The organism is Polyangiaceae bacterium (genome assembly GCA_015075635.1).
Classification (GTDB): Bacteria; Myxococcota_A; Polyangia; order Polyangiales; family Polyangiaceae; genus JADJKB01.
In genome coordinates, this window is sequence record JABTUA010000002.1 from 1,891,507 (window position 1) to 1,908,472 (window position 16,966).

The window sequence follows — 16,966 nt, forward strand, 5'->3', positions numbered from 1 at the left end:
TTGGGGTCAAGGGCGCACCAGCACCACCGTGCCGCGATCCTTGTTCACCACGCCGTGCCACTCCGCCGGCACCGAAGGGTCCGTCCACTCGAACAGCCAGGCGCTGTCGATGGGCGACAGGTTCACGCAGCCATGGCTGCGCACCTTGCCGAATTCGTCGTGCCAGTAGGTGCCGTGCAGCGCGTAGCCCTTGTGGAAGTACTGCACGAAGGGGACGTCGAGGAGCGCGTAGCTGTCGCTCTTGTCCTCTTCACCGTCCATCGTGGCGGTGACGTGCTTCTGGTAGACCATGAAGGTCCCGCGCACCGTGGCGTGGACCTTCTCCGGATCTCCCAGGCCCGCCCGGCCCGTGCTCACCAGCGTCGCGTACACCGGCTTCGTGCCGACGTACGCCACCAGGGTCTGCTCGCGGATGGAGATGTCGATCCACTTGCGGGTGCCGGTGGCGAAGCTCGGGTACGAGTCCCGGGGCTTCACGAGGCGCGCCCCTTCGGCAGCCATCCAGTGGCCGTCGCGCGTCTCCTGGAAGCCCCCGGGCCGGGTCTGACCCGTCAGCTTCACCCCCGCGCGGCGCTGGTAGCTGCCGTCCGCCGCGATCTGGCCTGCGTCGTTCAGCTTGTAGCGCTGGGCGAAGTGCCCCTCGACGAACGCCACCGGTAAGGTCTCCCCTTCGCCCAGCTCGACGCCGTGGAAGGCGCTCGGGCGCACCACCCGGGTACGGTCGAGCGCGATGATGTCGAGCTCGGTGGTCAGCCCCCATACCCGTCCCTCGTGGGAGAAGACCCGGGCGATGGCGAAGCCCGAGTCGACGGCCGCGCGGCCCGCGTGCACCGAGAAGTGCAGCTTGCGCTCCACGCCGTAGGGTTTGTCCAGCGCGCGACTCACGCTCAGGAACTCAGGCGGCGCGCCGGGCTCACCCAGCACCTTGTTCAGGCCGTTCACCGCCAGCGCCTCGCGCCAGCGCGCGGCCCGCGCCAGCATTCCGTCGCCCTCGACCTTCTCGATCTCTCCCTTGCTGGCGAGGCGGAAGTAGAGGAGCGGCGGCACCTCGCCCGCCATCGCGTAGACGTAGGGCAGCCCCTGGCCGCGCACCGGCCGCGTCGCCGAAGCGATCACGACCGGGTGCTGGAGATCTCTGGTGGCGCCCTTGCCCACGCAGACGAAGCCGCGCGGGTTCACTCGATACCACCCGCCCTCGCAGCCGGCGTTGACGATGGGCGGTCCGCGCACGTCCACGACCTGCCCGGCGCGCAGGTAGCCGTAACGGGTGCGGTCTCGGCCCACGTCGGTGTAGACCCAGTTGCGCCAAGCGATGCTGGCGATCTTGGTCCCGTCCGGCGTAAACGGCAGGTTGTCGTCCGGCGTACCCGGCTCCTGCCCGCCCGCCTCCGCCGGCGCCGCCGCACCCGGGGCGCTGCTCTGGCTCTCGTCCGCGCTGACCAGCCCCGCAGAGGGACCTGGCTCGGGCGACGCTCCGGGCGGCTCCTCGCGCCGCACGCACGCCACCGCGGAGAGGGCGAGCGCGGCGAGCGCGAGAGCTTCTTTGGACCGAGCGCGGCGGGGCATGGCGGCAGAGGGGCTCGCCTAGCACGAATCAGGTGGAGGGTCGCTTTGTCTTCGCCCTCCGAACGTGATCTGATTCTCCCGGCGTGCGCATCCCCAGAGGCCTCTGGACCATCGTGAAGGAGGTGGCGCGGCACCTGCTGCGCCGCCCGGTCGTGGGCATCGCCGCGGCCGCGCGTACCCCTGATGGTCGCTGGCTCCTGATCCGCCGCACCGACACCGGCGAGTGGGCCCTGCCCGGCGGCACCCTGGAGTGGGGCGAGCGGCTGAGAGACGCCATCCTGCGCGAGCTCGACGAAGAGGCCGGCGTCGACGCGGCCGAGCTGGGGGAGGTCTCCGGGGTGTATTCGGAGCCGGGCCGCGACCAGCGCTTCCACGCGGTGACGATCGTGGTCCACGCTCGCGTGGCGGAGCCGACGCGGCCGCCGCTGAACCCGATGGAGATCGCCGAGGTTCGCCTGTTCGAGACCGCCGAGCTACCTGCGACCCTCGCCCACGGCATGACGCGCATGCTCGAGGACGCCGTCGCGGGCAAGCCGAGCTGGGAGTGATCCCAGAGCCCCTACCCGCCGCGCCCGGCGCATGGCAGGGTTGTCCCATGGCGCTCTGGCGCGCGGCGATCCTGCTCCTCCTCGTTCCCCTTTGCGTCGGCTGCGGCCTGTTCAAGCAGCTCGACGTCGAGTCACCAGGCCACTCGGTCCAGAAGCCGAGCAACGTCGCGGTGTACCTGTCCGTGAGCGAAGGGGACGCGGCGATCACCGACCTGACCGAGCAGAGCTTCGCGATCTACGAGAACGACCAGCTCATCTCGCCGGACGAGAGCAAGCAGGTGCTGCTCGACCGCGCGCTGGCCGCGCACCACCGCACGCTGCTCCTGGTGGACGTGTCGTCGGCCAAGGACGAGGCCACCCGCACGCGGCTCAGCCGCGCCGTGGCCGGGTTCGTGGCGAACGTACGCAAGAGCCAGGCCGTGACCGTTTACGCGTTCGACGGTGCCGCCGACCTGAAGTCGGTCGGGGAGTTCGCCAAGGGCGAGAGCGGTCCCAGCGAGCTGCCAGAGCTCAGCGGCTACGCGAGCAAGGACCCCTCGCGCAACCTGAACGGCGCGGTGCAGAACGGCCTCAAGGAGCTGGGCGCGCGGCTGATGACCCAGCAAAAGTCCATCCGAGTCGGCACGCTGGTGGTGCTCACCGCCGGCCCCGATCTGGCCGGCCGCGCCAGCGCCGAGCAGCTGCAGCAGACCGTGGACGCCTCGCCCTACCAGATGCTGGTAGTCGCCGTCGGCGCGGAAGCCTCGTTCGACGTCAGCGCGCTCGGCAGGAACGGCACGCTCTGGGCGCCGTCGCTCTCCGGCGTTGGCCCCACGCTGGAAGAGGCGGCGACCAAGGTGGACGCGCTTTTGGAGCGCCAGTACCTCCTTGCGTACTGCTCGCCGGCGCGGGCCGGCGTGCGCCGCGTGCGCGTCGAGGTCACGCACCAGAGCACCGAAGGCGAAGAGCGCCGCGGCAGCATCGAGTTCGAGCTCGACGCCAGCGGGTTCGGCCCCGGCTGCGACCCTTCGAGCACACCGCGCTTCGGCCGGAGCGGGCCCGACCCGGAAGACGACGGCAAGAAGGCCGACGACAAGCAGGGTGAAGCCAAGAAGCCCGACGGCAAGAAGGGCGAAGGCAAGAAGGAGGGCAACGGGAAGAAGAGAGGCGACGACGCCATCGTGCCTCCCCCCAACAAGCCCGGCTACGCGCCGCAGCCGTCGCCGAAGTGACGCCCCCTGCCTGCGTCAAGGTCGAGCTCTTCGAGAGCGAGACCATCGTGGAGCGCGGGCGCAAGAAGGTCAGCTACCTGATCCGACACAACGACGACTGGGTCCTGGCCAGCGCGCACCCGAACGCCGAGAGCGAGCGCCTCTCTGCGGGCCCGGGAACGGTCTGGGAGCATCGTATCGCCGTCGATCTCCCGGTCGGGACGCGCGTGTGCCGCGTCGAGAGCGTGCCGCGCCCCGAGCCGGCGCGCGACGCGCTCGACTACCTCGGCGACCAGCGCAAGAGCCAGCCGCGGCTCACCCGCCGCCGTGAGCTCCTGGTGAACCCGCGCGGCGAGCTGGTGGACGCCCAGGAAAAACCCGGCCGCCCGCGCCGATCCCGTTGACCCGCCTCGCGTCCCTTGCTCTGCTCCTCGGCGGAGGGTCCCCGGTGCGACGTGCGACATCTGTTCTCGCGAGCCTTCTTGCGCTGAGCGCCGTGCCCACGCTCGCGCGCGCATCGACGGCGCTCGAGTACCCCGACAACGGCGTGGCGCAGTTCTCCCGGGGCGGCGCCTGGCTGGCGACCGCAACCGACCCGATCGCGGGCTACTACAACCCCGCGGCGCTCGCGACGCAGGCCACGGGCTTCGGCATCGGGCTCAACCTGGCGTTCCAGACCATCTGCTTCGAGCGCGAGGGAGCCGACGGCGAAGATGTGGGGCCGAGCGCGAGCTTCGCGAACCAAGGCTTGACCTACCGCGAAGTCTGCAACGAAAACGCGGGGCACCCCAACGCGATCCCGAACGTCGCCTTCGTCTGGCGCGCCAGCGAAAAGCTCGGCTTGGGCCTGACCATCGTGCCGCCGTCGTCCTTCGGCCAGCTCGAGTGGCCCGACTTGGTGTCCCCGCCCGAGAACCCGGGCGACCGCACCGCACCGATCCCGGCGCCGCAGCGCTACCTCTCGCTCTACACCAAGGGCACCATCCTGTTTCCGACGCTCTCCGCCGGCTATTCGCTGACGGATCGCCTGCACGTGGGAGCTGGCTTCGTCGCCGGCATCGCCATCCTGGAGGTGCGCTCGATGTCGATGGGCAACGTCGATTCGACGAACCCCAACGACAACTTCACGACGGACTCGCTGAGCCAGGTCAAGGCCAAGGATCTGTTCGTGCCGGGCGTGGTCGCCAGCGTCCTGTACGAAGCGACCAGCCACCTCGATCTGGCGGCCTGGTACCGCTACAGCGACAAGATCCGCGCCAAGGGCGACCTCGAGGTCACGGCGCAGTACTACAACGCCGGCGGCATCAAGAACCCGAACGCCAACGTCACCAAGAGCAAGGACCAGAAGGGCGACGACGCCGCCAAGCTCGTGCTCACCATCCCGATGGAGGCCCGGATCGGGGCGCGCTGGCACATGCCGCGCAAATCCACCGCCCCGCTCGAGGCCGAGCGCTTCCGCAAGGACGCCCACCGGGTGCGCGATCCGCTGCGCGACGACCTGTACGACCTCGAGCTCGACCTGACCTGGGCGAACAACGGCAGCGCCGACGAGACCGAAGTCCGCTTCGCAGACGGCATCTTCGTCGAGAACCTCGGCACCGTCCCCACCAACGCCGATCGCCCGACCGGCTGGCGCGACTCGTTCGGCGCGCGCCTGGGCATGCAATACAACGCCATCCGCAACCTGTTGGGCCTGCGCACCGGGACCTGGGTCGAGACCGGCGCCTTGAAGAAGGAGTACCTGTCCGTGACCGGCGTGCCGGCGTTGCGCGGCGGCCTCGCTGCCGGCGTCGTGCTCCGGGTCCAGAGCGTGGACATCGAGACCGGCTACCAGCACATCTGGAACGCCGGCGCCGACAACGACGGACAGGGAAAGCAGCGGGCCATCGCCGCGACCGGCAACCAGCCCGAGAACCGCTCGTTCCACGCCGTCAACGGCGGCAAGGTGAGCCAACACGCCAACGTGTTCTCGCTGGGCGCCGTCACGCGCTTCTGAGCGTCGTCAAGGCGAGCCCGGCTCCGGCGGCAGCACCACCACGCAGCCTCCGGCGCCGGCGTAGGCGCTGAAGGAATTCACCGCGGGGTAGGCGTAACCGAACAGGATACACATCTCGTTGTCGCCGATGCCCTCGTGGATCGGCTTCGTGAAGGTGTTCTTCCAGTCGCAGCCGAAGCTGACGCCCTCGCCCTGGGACAGATCGACGGCAGGATCGTAGCTCAGGATGTCCGTGTTCTCGTCGTAACCTTGGTGATCCAGCCACAGCTCGCCGTCGCGCGGACCGCCGCGATAGCTGGCGTGGAAGCGCGTGCCGAGCGCGTGCATGTGTGGCATCGCGTCCACGACGCGCATCTCCTTCCAGAACGTGCAGTCGCGGCTCTCCGAGTGCTCGGCCAGCGGCGGGATCTCGAAGTCGGTCAGCACCCAGGCGAAGGGCGCGAGCTCGTCCACCACGTCCGCCTCGGGGATGGTGTACCAGCGGTACTTCGGCTCCACGCTGATGGCCGCGCTGCCGGTATTCAGGTAGTGCATGCGCGCGACGACCTCGTAGCCGTCCTTGACTCGGTAGGCCTTGCCCTCGGGGAAGCGGTGCCACTCGGTCCCGACGAGCTGCGTGGACGAGCCGAACAGCACCGCACCTCCGTCGATGATGTCGCCGGCCTCCCCGCCCACGATGCCGGGGTTGTCGTCCTTCGGGCAGGGACGCACGCCCTCCCCGGTCTTCTTGCGGGTGGTGATGTTGCCGTGGTGCAGCCCGTCGCCCACGCTCAGCGAAGCGGCCGCGACGAAACGGCTCGGCCCCTCGAGCTCGAGCGGGAACAACCAGCACGGCAGCGTCTCGTCCCCCGGCGCGAGAGTCTCTTTCGGGATCGTGATCGAGAAGCCGCCCACGGCGTTCGGCGGTGCGCCCTGCTCCGGAGTGGAGCCGAGGTTCGGCCCGGTCGGCTGGTCCCGCTCGGCGTCCGAGGAACCGCACCCAACCAGGCAGAGCGCCGCGCTCACCCCGAGGACGATGGCCCGCATGGGTACGAATCTACCGGCCAGCGGGTCGAACGGCAAACCCGGCGCGGCGAACCCGGCCGACCGCGAGCTGAGCTCGGCCTCAGCCGCCGGGGCTGAAGCTGGCCTTTTGCTTCGCCAGAGCGCGGCGGCTGTAGAAGTTGTCGAGCCAGAGTCGGCATGGGGCCGCAGCGCGCGCTCGTCTCGGAGCCGAGACGAAGGTCCAAATCGTTCTCTCGCGCCGAGGACAAAAAAAACAAGGGCGATCTGGTCACCCAGATCGCCCTTGGGAAGTCACCTTTTACCGGTGGTGGGCGGGACACGCCCCGAGCATGTTTCAGCTTTTGCTATCACCGGTCTCCACGCCGCCGTTTGCAAACGGATCGGGTGGCATCATCGCCTCAACGTGGGCTCCACTAGCTCAGGCCCGCAGATTTCGCGATCGCTTGGCCTGGTGCGGTGGCAGGGTTGTTAGCCGCTGCCAGCTTTGGCGAAGAGTACCGTCGGCGCACCGCTCAATCGGTCGGCTTTCGCCCACCGGAGCCTCGGCATGACTCGCGTTGTCGCGGTCACGGATGCTGACCCCCCGCGTCTCGTCAACTGGAGGAGCCTTCACCAACGTATACCCAGCCTCTGATGTTCTCTGTCGTCGCCCGGGCACGGTCAGCGAGACCTCAGGCTCTCACTACCCGCTGGCTGACTCCGAACGCCACTCGCTCGCGCGAGCGCTCTCTCGAAGCCGCATTGACCCTTGCGATCAGGACCGCGCTCGAGCCGAACGGTTTAAGAACGGCGCTACACACGATCCAGAACACCTGCCGTCGTATCCGCGACGTGCGAAGTTTTACCCTCACACTCGGCACCACCCGCTCGGTTGTCCACGCGAAGCTGGTGATACCGCGTACCCGTTCGCTCGCCCGCTTTGCCGCGACGCTCCGTCAAGAGCACCTCGGTTCCGTTCGAGCTATGCCGAGCCCGATTCGTGCCTTTCGGCAGACGAACCAGCCCGACCAAAGATACGTCCGATCGACGACTGCAATCCCACATTTCAAAAACGAGCACTCGTTGTTTCGCGCGGCTACCGAGTCGCTTACCAGAGTTGCCCCTGGTGCGCTGCGATGAGCGATGCGGTTCACGCCGCAATCACTCGCTTCGGCCGGCGCTTCCCCCGGTGCAGTGAGCATTCTCCGCTCTCCACTCCGTTGGAGCTCCGTCACCTCTGATGCTCCCGTCACCGCCCGAGCTTCGCCGGCTCTTTAGGCCAGCTCCACCCGTGCGACCGAGACCAGTTCCGCCGCCGCAGTGCGTGAATGGCGACGACTTTCCTGGCCCGAAGCATCTTCCTCTGGAGAGGAGCCCTTCTCGGGCCCTTCGTTGGTCCCCGCGTTCGGTAGTGCCGAGCATCGGGTCCAACTCACGCCGCCGCTTCGCCCACAGTGGGTGTTAGCCACTGTGCGCTAGGCCCCGTCCGCTTGCCTCAGCCACAACCGAGGCTCGCCTCTCGAGCCAGACGCCGCTCACCAGATTCTGCAACCTTGTCAACGCGAAACCCGAGCACACCAACGGGCGACCATTCCTCACACCAAGCGCCACTTTCGCGTGCTTGGTTGCCCGACCCGACCGAAATCGACCCGAGCTGTGAGCAGCACGGCACCGGAACCTCTCCCTTTCGAAAGAAACTCCGGCTGGTACCCCGAAGGTACCTGCCGTACCGGCCGAGGCGCGGTGAGTTGGCTGTGCGTGCTGCGACGCAGAGGCCCACTCGGCCACGTCTCGAACACCCCGTTGTCGCTGACTAGCCGCTGCGTGAACCTGAAGAGACTCGCACAGTCGACTGGCCAGCCGAGGCCTCCGCTCTCACCGCCCGCGCGAACGGGTGAGGTGGTCCTGAAAGCCGGGGTGCCTTCGAATCCCCTAGAAAGCCTAGACAGAGGCGCTACTCCGTCTGGCCGGGATGCCCCAATTTCCGAAGAAAGCTGACACACGAGGTGAAAGCCTGGGGTCACCCTCACGCCTTTTTCACCAGCCGCCTGGGCCGACCTTGACGGGACGACCGGAGACGGGTGGCGGTGACGTCCATCCACCGCGGGGCTTGCGACCCGCACGGCAGACAGCGCGCCACGGCGCTTCTGAGATTCTCTACGAACCGGTCGCTCGCCGGCAGATGTGCCGCGAACTTCCGAGGGCTATTAATGCGTCAGGTCGCCTCTCTAAGCAACAAGAAAATCGGCGTAGATGCGATTTTTTTATCCACACGGTCAGCCACAAGTAATCCACAGGAAGCGCCCCGAGTGGCGCCCGAGGCCCGATTTTCCGGCACAACAACAGGTAATCGTTAACTTTTTCTCTGGAGCCCAGCCGGCCGCCGGCGTGCCGCCGCGGAGAAACATTGGTTGAGTTATACGTTTGAATGCCAATTGATTTATTGTTTGATGTGGCGGCACGCTTCTGTGATTGATGGCCGCAAGGCAGGATTCTGCGACGCCACGCCGGAGCGCCTCCTAGCGCCGTCTCGTGCGGCTGGCTCCAACAGTCGGAGAAGCTCGCCTCGCGCCGGGCACCAACTTTCGTGCCGGCCAGCGCCGGATCGGTGGTAACACCGCGACTCACCCGAGGAGATCCCGTGCCGCTGAACGTCGACACGCTGAAATCCGAGCGAGACAAGCTCAAGGAAGGCCTGCGCGAGATCGAGGCTGATCAGCGCAAGCTGGAGGCCGAGATCAAGGCGCTGCGCCAGCGCGAGATCCAGGCCAAGCGCGAAATCGAGGCCCTGAGCGTGTTGATCGAGATCCACGACGCGCGGGACCCGAACAACAAGAAGCCGGCGCCGAAGAAGCCGGAAGAGTGAGCCGCTGCCTGGCCACTCACTCCGCCTGAGGTGCCTCGCTCTTCGGCCAGTGGCCGTCCGTCACACGCACGCTGCCCAGCCGCGACGCCGCGCCTCCCGACGCGAACCCGTTCACCAGCCGTGCAAGCTCCGCCGCGTCGGCCTCGGAGCGCTTCACCACCGGCGTGGCGCCCGCCAGCGACTCGATGTGCAGCGTTCGCGTCGGGAACGCGAAGCGGACGCCGATTGCCTCCGCGAGCCGCAAGATCTCCAAGAACATGTCGTGGCGGGTGGTGAGCTCCTCGGACCAACTCGTCACCTCCACGTAGCAGTGGAGCATGACGTCGAGCGACGAGCTTCCCAGGTCCTTCAGGTGTACCTCGAACTTGTGCTTGAGGGTCTTGTCGCTCGCCCAGATGATGGCGCGCACGCCTTCGACGAAGGCCTCGACGCGCTCGACGGGCGTGTCGTAGGCCAAGGCGAACGTCGCCGCGATGCGCCGCTGGCGGCGCACGCCCAGGTTGTCGATCTTCGCCTCCGCGAGTCGGGCGTTCGGCAGCGTGACCAGCGAGTCTGCCAGCGTTCGAATGCGGGTCGAGCGGAATCCCACCTCCTCCACCGAGCCCTCCACTTCTTCCACCTTGATCCAGTCGCCGATGCGGAACGGACGATCGACGAAGATCATGACGCTCGCGAAGAAGTTGGCGATGGTGTCCTTGGCCGCCAGCGCCATGGCCAGGCCGCCGATGCCCAGGCCCGCCAGCAGCGAGGCCACGTTCACGTTCAGGTTCTGGAGCACGATCAAGACACCCGCCAGGACCAGGATGAGCTTCAGCGAGGTGCGAACCAGCGGCACCATCTGATCGTCGAGCCGTGACTCGCTGACCTCGGCTCTGAGCGACATGTGGGCGGCCAACACGTCGACGAGCCGGTACAGGGCGAACACGACGGCGACCACGACCAGTCCCCGCGCCAGCGTGGCGAGCGCCACGGCGGCATCCAGCGAGAGCCCGAGCTTCGGATAGGCGAGCCTCAGCATCAGCGCCCCGATCAGCATGGCGCCCGGCGTCGCGACCACCTTGACGATCTCGGCAGCGAGGCGAGCGCCACGGCGCTCGGCGAAGCTCGCCAGGCGGTGCTTCAGTACGACGCGAATCACCTGCCGGAGCCCGAGCCCGACCACGAAGATGATGACGAGCGCCAGCGCCTGCCAGAGCTCGACGCCGAGCGCTCGGGCGCGGAGCCAGTCCGGCATGTACCTGACCAGGCCCCGCTCGCCGAGCAGGAGCGAGTCTTCGTACTGCTCGTCGACGGAATCGAGCGCGCTCCTCGTCCAGCGCCACGCGCCGTCCGCCTGCCTCTCGACCACGACCTCCGGCAAGGCGGCGTGGGGCGCGACCGAGGCCCGACGCGTCTCGGGGTTGACCCAGCCGGGCTCGTCGCTGAAGCGTGTTGGGTCGATCTTCAGCGCGCGCGCCGAGTAGATCGCGTGGATGCGCAGCGCGCTCTCGCGGATCTCGCGGGCGGAGCGCCCGGTGCGTTCGAGGCAGCGGGTGGCCTTGGCCGGGTTGTGGTGCTCGGGCCCGAGCCACCCGAACACCGACTCGACCGCCGCTCGCGGCGACTTGCAGTGGTCAGGCGGCTCGGCGCCGGCACTCCGGCTGAAGAGGACCGCAACGACGAGCACGAGGAAGCTGAGAAGAATCTGGCGCAATGGACCCTCCGAGGCCCCGGAGCTTTCCAGAGCGGCGGGGTCGTTTCAAAGCTTGGTCTTGCCCAGCGCCAGAATCACCCCGAGCTCGGCGTCCGTGACCGGCACCACCGACAGGCGGCTGCGGCGGATCAGCGCGAAGTCGGCCAGCTTCTTCTCGGCCTTGAGCTCTCCCAGTGTCACCGGCTCGGCGAGCGCCCGGCCCGGCGCAATGTCCACCGCCAGCCAGTCGGCGTCGGCCGGATCCGGGTAGGCCTCGCGGGTGATCCTGCCGAGACCGACCACCCGCCTTTCGTCACCGGTGTGGTAGACGAGCACCAGGTCTCCCTTCTTGGCGGCGCGCAGGTTGTTGCGCGCTTCGGGGTTCCGAATGCCGTCCCAGACGGCCTTCTTGTCCCGCACGAGGTCGGCGAACGAGTAGGCGCTCGGCTCGGTCTTGAGGAGCCAGGTCGCCAAGCTAACCCCCGTCGGTGCCGCCGTCGCTGCCGCCGTCGCTGCCGCCGTCGCTCGCGGCCGGGCAGCCGGGCAGCGTCACGGCGTCTTTCACGCCGCCGAAGCTCGCCGGATCGGCCTCGAAGCCGATCCCGACCGAGAGCGCGTCGCAGGTCGCCGACTCGGAGTTGGTGCCGTTCCAGAGCACGTCGGCGTTGAGGCCGACCTGAGACTTCATCAGCACGTACAGGTTGTGCCCTTCGCAGAGCCCGAGATCCTCGAAGGCCGAGATCAGATCCGTCGTCCGCGCTCGACCCACGATGGTGCCGTCCTCGATGCGATGCGCGCCATCCTTCTCGACGAGCTTGGCGACCACCATCGCGCGCTGCAGCTTCAGCGGGTAGGCCCAGGCCGCGCTCTTGCCCGGGAACCAGAACAACGTGTTCTCGGGCAGCTGACCCACGACGTAGCCCTCGCGCACGTAGGCGTTCGGATCGTTGAGCAGGGCGTTGGGCAGGTTGCCCGGCTCGAGCGTCCCGTCGAAGCTGCCCTTCTGGATGGTCCACTTGTCGGTCGGCCCCCAGCAAGCGTTCTTCTTCCACTCGCCGGTGGCCCCGGTCAGCGAGCACTGCCACGCCGGAGGCTTCTCGAGCCCGGGAGAGGGGTAGAAATCGAGGCGCACGCTCTCGTCGTTCGGTGTGCCATTCCAGCCCGAGATGCGGAACACGAAGTTGTAGTCGCCGCGGCAGAGCGCGCAGTTGAATGCGTCGTTGCTGAGCCCGAAGTCCTTGCCCAGGCCCTGCAAGGCGATGGCCTCGGACTCGAGACGCCCGAAGGTGTTGTCCCGGCACTCGCGGCCGTCGCTGGGCATCGCGGCGGTCGGCGTGCACGGCAGCTCGAGCGGCTCCTTCTTGCAGGTCTCCGAGTTGGTGCAGATGCCGTCCAGATCGAGGCCCAGCCCCTTCCAGGCGCCCTCGGTCGCTTCGCCGTTGCGATCGAGGGAGCCGAGCGCCATCGAGCTGATGGCGAAGACCTCGGCGGGGATGGTGTCCGTGGGGGTGTTCTTCGGTCGATCCGCCTGCGTCGGGAGGCCTGCGCTGATGCAGCCGTCCTTGTCCTTCTTGCTCCACCAGCCGATGCCGCTGCCCCACTGCTCGGGCGGCACCGGGCTCGCCGCCTTCCCCCCGAGCAGCGACTCGTCGTAGATCTTGCACGAGTGCAGCGCGACGGCGGCGAGCATCCCCGCTCCGATAAGCCCGGCCACCACTCGCATCACCGTCGAGGATAGCCTCCGAGAGGGGCTCTAGTCCAAGTCCCGATCGGGGATGTCCAGGAACAGCGGGCAGTGGTCGGAAAGCTCGCGCTGGGCCGCCCCCGGACCCGCCGCGGGTCCGACGGCGCAGGAGGTGTCGCCGCAGATACCGGAGACCACCACCCGAGCCTGCTTGGGCAGCTCCGCGAAGGAGCTGGACGCGACGAAATGGTCGAGCAAGGTGCCCCGACCGTCGTGGTATTCCGAGCACGGCTTCTCGGCGGCGACCCGCCGGTACCCCTGCCGGCCGAGCACGCCGTCGGCGCGCCCGAGCTCCTCGTCGGCCGAGACGGGCGGCGAGCAGTCCTTGCAGCCCATGGTGTTGAAGTCGCCAGCGAGGAGCACGTCGCGGTCCTGCACCAGCGCCTGCAACGCCTTGTCAGCCTCGCCCAGGGCGGACAGGCTCTTGTCGCGGAGCTCGAGCGAGCGCCGCTCGGTGCCGCTCTTCGCGTGGACGGACACGAAGTGGAGATCGAGACCGCCGGGCAGCGTCACGTAGAGCGCGAGGCCCGGACGCAGGCTGTTCTTGCACGGCTCACCGTGGGGATTCAGCGCGGCGAGGGTGGTCGGAGCGCGCGCCTTGACCCGCTTGCCGTCGTAGAGCACCCCGACGTGCTGCGAGTCGCGGTTCGGGCAGTCGTCGAAGGCGGCCTCCCAGCTGCCTCCGGTGTGGCGGTCGAGCGCGCGGCGCACCTCGGCCAACGCCTGCATGGCGCGCTCGGTCGTCTTGAACTCCTGCACGGCCAGCGCGTCCACATTGGACCAAGCGATCGCGCAAGCGAGCCAGGCGAGGTCCGTCCCCTTGCCCTCCTGGCCCTTGCCCGGCTTGCCGTCGGGAAACCAGCGCACGTTCCAGGTGCCGAAGCGCGCGACGCCGTCGGGTCGCTCGAGCCGCCGCCCTTCGGACAGCGCCTTTTCGCAGGCGGCGCGCGACGACCAGGGCGAGTCGGTGCTCGGCGACACGCCGGCAGGGGACGCAGGCGCGGGACCAGCGCCGGCCAGGTAGCGGCGCGTGATCCAGCCGCGTGTTCCGTCCTTGCCGCGCACCTCCAGCCACTGGCCGTCGGTGCTCCGTGCGAGGATCTCCACCTCCGCGCCGTCCGGCAGACGGCCCGACACCGCCGCGGCGCGCTCCTCGGGGTGCAGCGGCACGCCCTGGACATTCGTGGCGCGGAGGCGGGCCCTCTCGCCGCTCGGCACCGCGCTCGGGCTCGGCGCTGCGCTCGCCGCTCCGGTGGGCGCCGGACGCGTCAAACCATCGCGACAACCGAGCGCGAGGAGGGCGAGCAGGAGCACGGCCAGGGGGCGCATGTCGAGCCGACGCTACCATGGTAGGACGCCCGCATGACGCATCCGGTGGAGCTCGAGGGCCACGACGGCGTCGCGGTGATCCGCATCGACAGCCCGCCGGTCAACGCGCTCTCGGCGGAGGTGCTGGTCGGGCTCGGCGAGTGCCTTCGGGCGGCGCTCGGCGATCCGGCCGTTGCCGGCATCGTGCTCACGGGCAACGGCAAGAGCTTCGTCGCTGGCGCCGACGTGACGCGTCTGGAGAAGATCGCGCGCGGGGCGCCCTTGGACGTGGCCGGCGTGCCCCGTCTCCCGGAGCTGATCGCGACCCTGGAGAGCAGCGTCAAGCCGACGGTCGCCGCCATCGAGGGCTTCGCGCTCGGCGGCGGGCTCGAGCTCGCGCTGGGCTGCCACGCGCGCGTGGGCTCGCCGCTCTGCCGCGTCGGGTTGCCGGAGCTCCTGCTCGGGCTGATCCCCGGAGCCGGCGGCACGCAGCGGCTCCCGCGTCTGGCGGGGGTGCGCGCCGCGAGTGAGATGATGCTCTCGAGCCGGCAGGTGAAGGCGGAAGAAGCGCTGCGGCTCGGCATCTTGGACGAGGTCGTGCCTTCGGACGAGCTCGTCCCCCGCGCCGCTGCGCTGGCTCGGGAGCTCGGGAAGACGGAGCGTCGATTGGCGCTCGAGCGCAGCGATCGCCTGGAGCCCGAGGCCGAGTGGCGCGAGATCCTCGCTCGCGCGGGTCGCGAGCTCCAAAAGAAGCAGCCCCACGTGACCCACCCGAGCGCTTGCCTCGAGGCCATCGAGCACGGCCTGGTCCACGGCGGCTGCGCCGGGCTCGAGCGCGAGCGCGAGCTGTTCCTCGAGGCGCTCGCCAGCGAGCCCGCCCGCGCGCTGATCCACCTGTTCTTCGCGGAGCGAGCCGCCGCGAAGGTGCCCGGAGTCACGGACGCGGGGCTCAGCCCGCGCCACCCCTCTCGGGTCGTGGTGATCGGCGGCGGGACCATGGGCTCCGGCATCGCGACGGCCTTGCTCGACGCCGGCGTCGGCGTGGGTCTGGTCGAGGCCAGCGCGGCCCTCGGCGACGCGGCGGCCGCGCGCATCCGCAAGAACTTCGCGCGCAGCATCGAGAAGGGACGCCTCAGCGCGGCAGCGGCGGAGCAGCGAGTCGCGGGCCTGTCGCTCCACACCGAGCTCGATGCGCTCGGCGAGGCGGGCTTCGTGATCGAGGCCGCCACCGAGGAGCTCGATCTCAAGCGCCAGCTGTTCGCGGAGCTCGGGCGGCGGACGGGACCGGACACCTGGCTCGCCAGCAACACCTCGACCATCGACCTGGAGCTCCTGGCTGAGGCGAGCGGCGCCCCGGAGCGGGTCCTGGGCCTGCACTTCTTCAGCCCGGCTCACGTGATGAAGCTGGTCGAGGTGGTGCGTACGCCCCGCACCTCGGCCCGCGCTCTGTCCGATGCCCTCGCGCTCTGCAAGCGCATGAAGAAGACCAGCGTCACCGTGGGCAACTGCACCGGCTTCCTGGTCAATCGCATCTTCATGCCGTATTCGCAACTGACCGGGCTGTTGATCGATCGCGGCGTGGATCCGTACCGCATCGACCGCGCGCTCTCCGAGTTCGGCATGCCGATGGGACCGTCGCGCATGAGCGATCTGGCCGGGCTCGACGTCGGTGTCGCCGCCGGCGCGATCCTCGACGCGGCCTACCCCACGCGGGCCTACCGCTCCGCGCTCAGGCGCGTGCTGGTGGAAGCCGGCAGGCTGGGCGAGAAGACCGGCGCTGGCCACTACCGCCACGAGAGCGGACGCGCCGAAGAGGATCCCGAGCTCACCGCGTTCGTCGCCCGCGCACGCGAGCTCGCCGGCTCACCCGCGGAGGTAGCGCTCGCGGACGCAGAGATCCCACGCATCCTCTTGTTCGGCGTGGTGAACGAGGCGTGCCGGGCGTTGGAGGAAGGCATCGTGCTCCGCCCGAGTGACATCGATGTCGCCGCAAATCTGGGCATGGGCTTCCCGGCCTTTCGTGGCGGGCCGATGCGCTGGGCCGACGGCATCGGCGCGGCGGCCGTCCACGCGGCGCTGGTCGAGTGGCGCGATCGCTTCGCTCAGCCGATCTTCGAGCCCGCGCCGTACCTGGCCGACTGCGCGCGCACGGGCGCGTCGCTCCTCACTCGATGCTGATCTTGGCGTCGAAGCGCCGGCCGGCGGCGTGAACGAAATACGCGCGCCCCGGCTGACCCGGCCGCGGTGGCTCGAAGCCCATCGCGACGGTGTGGCGCGGATCCTCGTAGTCCTCCTGGGCTTCGACGCTGGACAGCGTGACCTCGATGCGCAGGGTCTCCGAGCCGGCCTTCGCCTCACCCTTGCTGAGCGCGAAGCGCCCGGCGCGCAGGAGCAGCAACGTGCGATCCACCAGCTTCACCAGGTGCGCCGGCGCCTCGTCGCGCTCTGCCACCAGGCTCCGCTCGATGCGCCCTTCGGCGTCGACGTGGACGGCCACGCGCACCGAGCCGGCCGAGCCGAGCGGCAGCTCGTCCCAGGTCGGGTCCTTGTGCGTGGCCGCCGTCACGGCCTTGGCGAACGCCTTGGCCAGGTTCGCGACGCCGGGATCGGCGCCGGCGGTCCCCGCGCTCGGGCTCGCGGCGGGCTCGCCCCCGCTACTGCCGGGCGGGCTCGCGGTCGCGGCGGCAGCCGACGGTCCTTCCCCTGCGGGCTCGGGTTTGTCCGGTTTGGCGCTGGTCTCCTTGCGCGGCTTTCGGACGACGGGCTTCACCACCGGTACGCTGTCCCCCGCGGGCGCGGGCTCGGCGCGGGGCGCGGGCTCGGCGGCTGGCTCCTGCTTCCTCGCTTGCAGCACCTCGTCCACGTCGAAGGTCTCGCCATGCACGCTCGCGCCACCGTCCGCGACGGCCGCGGGCTGCACCTGGCGAACCGTGAGCAGCATGGCCACACCCAAGACGGCCACGTGCACCAGCACCGAGACAGCCAGGGCGGGACGCAGGGGCTCGGTCATGACGGCAGCCACGGCGGATTGTGACACCGCTTCCCGGCGCCGGTTCCGCGGGCGGGCGCGCGGCGCGGAATCCGCTAGGGTG

Annotated in this window: 13 protein-coding genes; 6 read left to right on the forward strand and 7 right to left on the reverse strand. The window is 69.4% G+C overall.

Annotated features, from left to right (window positions below; all coding sequences use genetic code 11):
- Window positions 1–6 precede the first annotated feature (6 nt).
- Window positions 7–1,566, reverse strand: coding sequence for a L,D-transpeptidase (locus tag HS104_24715; protein MBE7483163.1), 1,560 nt, complete (start codon window positions 1,564–1,566; stop codon window positions 7–9).
- Between the two features lie 89 nt (window positions 1,567–1,655).
- On the opposite strand from HS104_24715, the gene HS104_24720 reads away from it, so the two are divergent.
- The 4 genes from HS104_24720 (at window position 1,656) to HS104_24735 (ending at window position 5,300) form a co-directional block, all read left to right on the forward strand.
- A complete protein-coding gene (locus tag HS104_24720) occupies window positions 1,656–2,114 on the forward strand; it encodes an NUDIX hydrolase (GenBank protein ID MBE7483164.1) in 459 nt (152 codons plus the stop codon).
- Window positions 2,115–2,161: 47 nt separating this feature from the next.
- Window positions 2,162–3,325, forward strand: a complete 1,164-nt coding sequence (locus HS104_24725; GenBank protein MBE7483165.1) for a hypothetical protein — start codon at window positions 2,162–2,164, stop codon at window positions 3,323–3,325.
- Entirely contained in the window at window positions 3,322–3,708 is a 387-nt protein-coding gene (locus tag HS104_24730) for a hypothetical protein (GenBank protein MBE7483166.1), read from the forward strand. Before HS104_24725 ends, HS104_24730 begins: the two co-directional genes overlap by 4 nt.
- A 92-nt stretch (window positions 3,709–3,800) precedes the next feature.
- On the forward strand, window positions 3,801–5,300 hold the full coding sequence (locus tag HS104_24735; GenBank protein MBE7483167.1) for an outer membrane protein transport protein: 1,500 nt from the start codon (window positions 3,801–3,803) through the stop codon (window positions 5,298–5,300).
- A 6-nt stretch (window positions 5,301–5,306) separates the two neighbouring features.
- On the opposite strand, the gene HS104_24740 is transcribed toward HS104_24735, so the two are convergent.
- Window positions 5,307–6,326 (reverse strand): hypothetical protein, encoded by a 1,020-nt coding sequence (locus HS104_24740; protein ID MBE7483168.1) that lies wholly within the window; start codon window positions 6,324–6,326, stop codon window positions 5,307–5,309.
- A gap of 2,599 nt (window positions 6,327–8,925) precedes the next feature.
- Between HS104_24740 and HS104_24745 the strand changes: the two genes are divergently transcribed.
- Window positions 8,926–9,150, forward strand: a complete 225-nt coding sequence (locus HS104_24745) for a hypothetical protein (GenBank protein MBE7483169.1) — start codon at window positions 8,926–8,928, stop codon at window positions 9,148–9,150.
- Between the two features lie 16 nt (window positions 9,151–9,166).
- Here HS104_24745 and HS104_24750 read toward each other — a convergent pair whose 3' ends face one another.
- From HS104_24750 to HS104_24765, 4 genes are all read right to left on the reverse strand, one after another.
- Window positions 9,167–10,843 (reverse strand): mechanosensitive ion channel, encoded by a 1,677-nt coding sequence (locus tag HS104_24750; protein ID MBE7483170.1) that lies wholly within the window; start codon window positions 10,841–10,843, stop codon window positions 9,167–9,169.
- A 45-nt stretch (window positions 10,844–10,888) separates the two neighbouring features.
- On the reverse strand, window positions 10,889–11,296 hold the full coding sequence (locus HS104_24755; GenBank protein MBE7483171.1) for an EVE domain-containing protein: 408 nt from the start codon (window positions 11,294–11,296) through the stop codon (window positions 10,889–10,891).
- Between the two features lies 1 nt (window position 11,297).
- Complete coding sequence (locus tag HS104_24760) at window positions 11,298–12,512, reverse strand: hypothetical protein (GenBank protein MBE7483172.1); 1,215 nt, start codon at window positions 12,510–12,512, stop codon at window positions 11,298–11,300.
- A gap of 63 nt (window positions 12,513–12,575) precedes the next feature.
- Window positions 12,576–13,895, reverse strand: a complete 1,320-nt coding sequence (locus tag HS104_24765; GenBank protein ID MBE7483173.1) for an SH3 domain-containing protein — start codon at window positions 13,893–13,895, stop codon at window positions 12,576–12,578.
- 33 nt (window positions 13,896–13,928) lie between these two features.
- On the opposite strand from HS104_24765, the gene HS104_24770 reads away from it, so the two are divergent.
- A complete protein-coding gene (locus tag HS104_24770) occupies window positions 13,929–16,052 on the forward strand; it encodes an enoyl-CoA hydratase/isomerase family protein (protein MBE7483174.1) in 2,124 nt (707 codons plus the stop codon).
- Here HS104_24770 and HS104_24775 read toward each other — a convergent pair.
- On the reverse strand, window positions 16,039–16,884 hold the full coding sequence (locus HS104_24775) for a hypothetical protein (GenBank protein ID MBE7483175.1): 846 nt from the start codon (window positions 16,882–16,884) through the stop codon (window positions 16,039–16,041). The genes HS104_24770 and HS104_24775 overlap by 14 nt on opposite strands.
- Between the last annotated feature and the right edge of the window lie 82 nt (window positions 16,885–16,966).

Bases quoted from the DNA above. Each gene is read 5' to 3' on its own strand.
- HS104_24715 (MBE7483163.1), bottom strand. From the start codon at position 1,566: ATGCCCCGCCGCGCTCGGTCCAAAGAAGCTCTCGCGCTCGCCGCGCTC.
- HS104_24725 (MBE7483165.1), top strand. From the start codon at position 2,162: ATGGCGCTCTGGCGCGCGGCGATCCTGCTCCTCCTCGTTCCCCTTTGC.
- HS104_24740 (MBE7483168.1), bottom strand. From the start codon at position 6,326: ATGCGGGCCATCGTCCTCGGGGTGAGCGCGGCGCTCTGCCTGGTTGGG.
- HS104_24760 (MBE7483172.1), bottom strand. From the start codon at position 12,512: ATGCTCGCCGCCGTCGCGCTGCACTCGTGCAAGATCTACGACGAGTCG.
- HS104_24765 (MBE7483173.1), bottom strand. From the start codon at position 13,895: ATGCGCCCCCTGGCCGTGCTCCTGCTCGCCCTCCTCGCGCTCGGTTGT.
- HS104_24770 (MBE7483174.1), top strand. From the start codon at position 13,929: ATGACGCATCCGGTGGAGCTCGAGGGCCACGACGGCGTCGCGGTGATC.
- HS104_24775 (MBE7483175.1), bottom strand. From the start codon at position 16,884: ATGACCGAGCCCCTGCGTCCCGCCCTGGCTGTCTCGGTGCTGGTGCAC.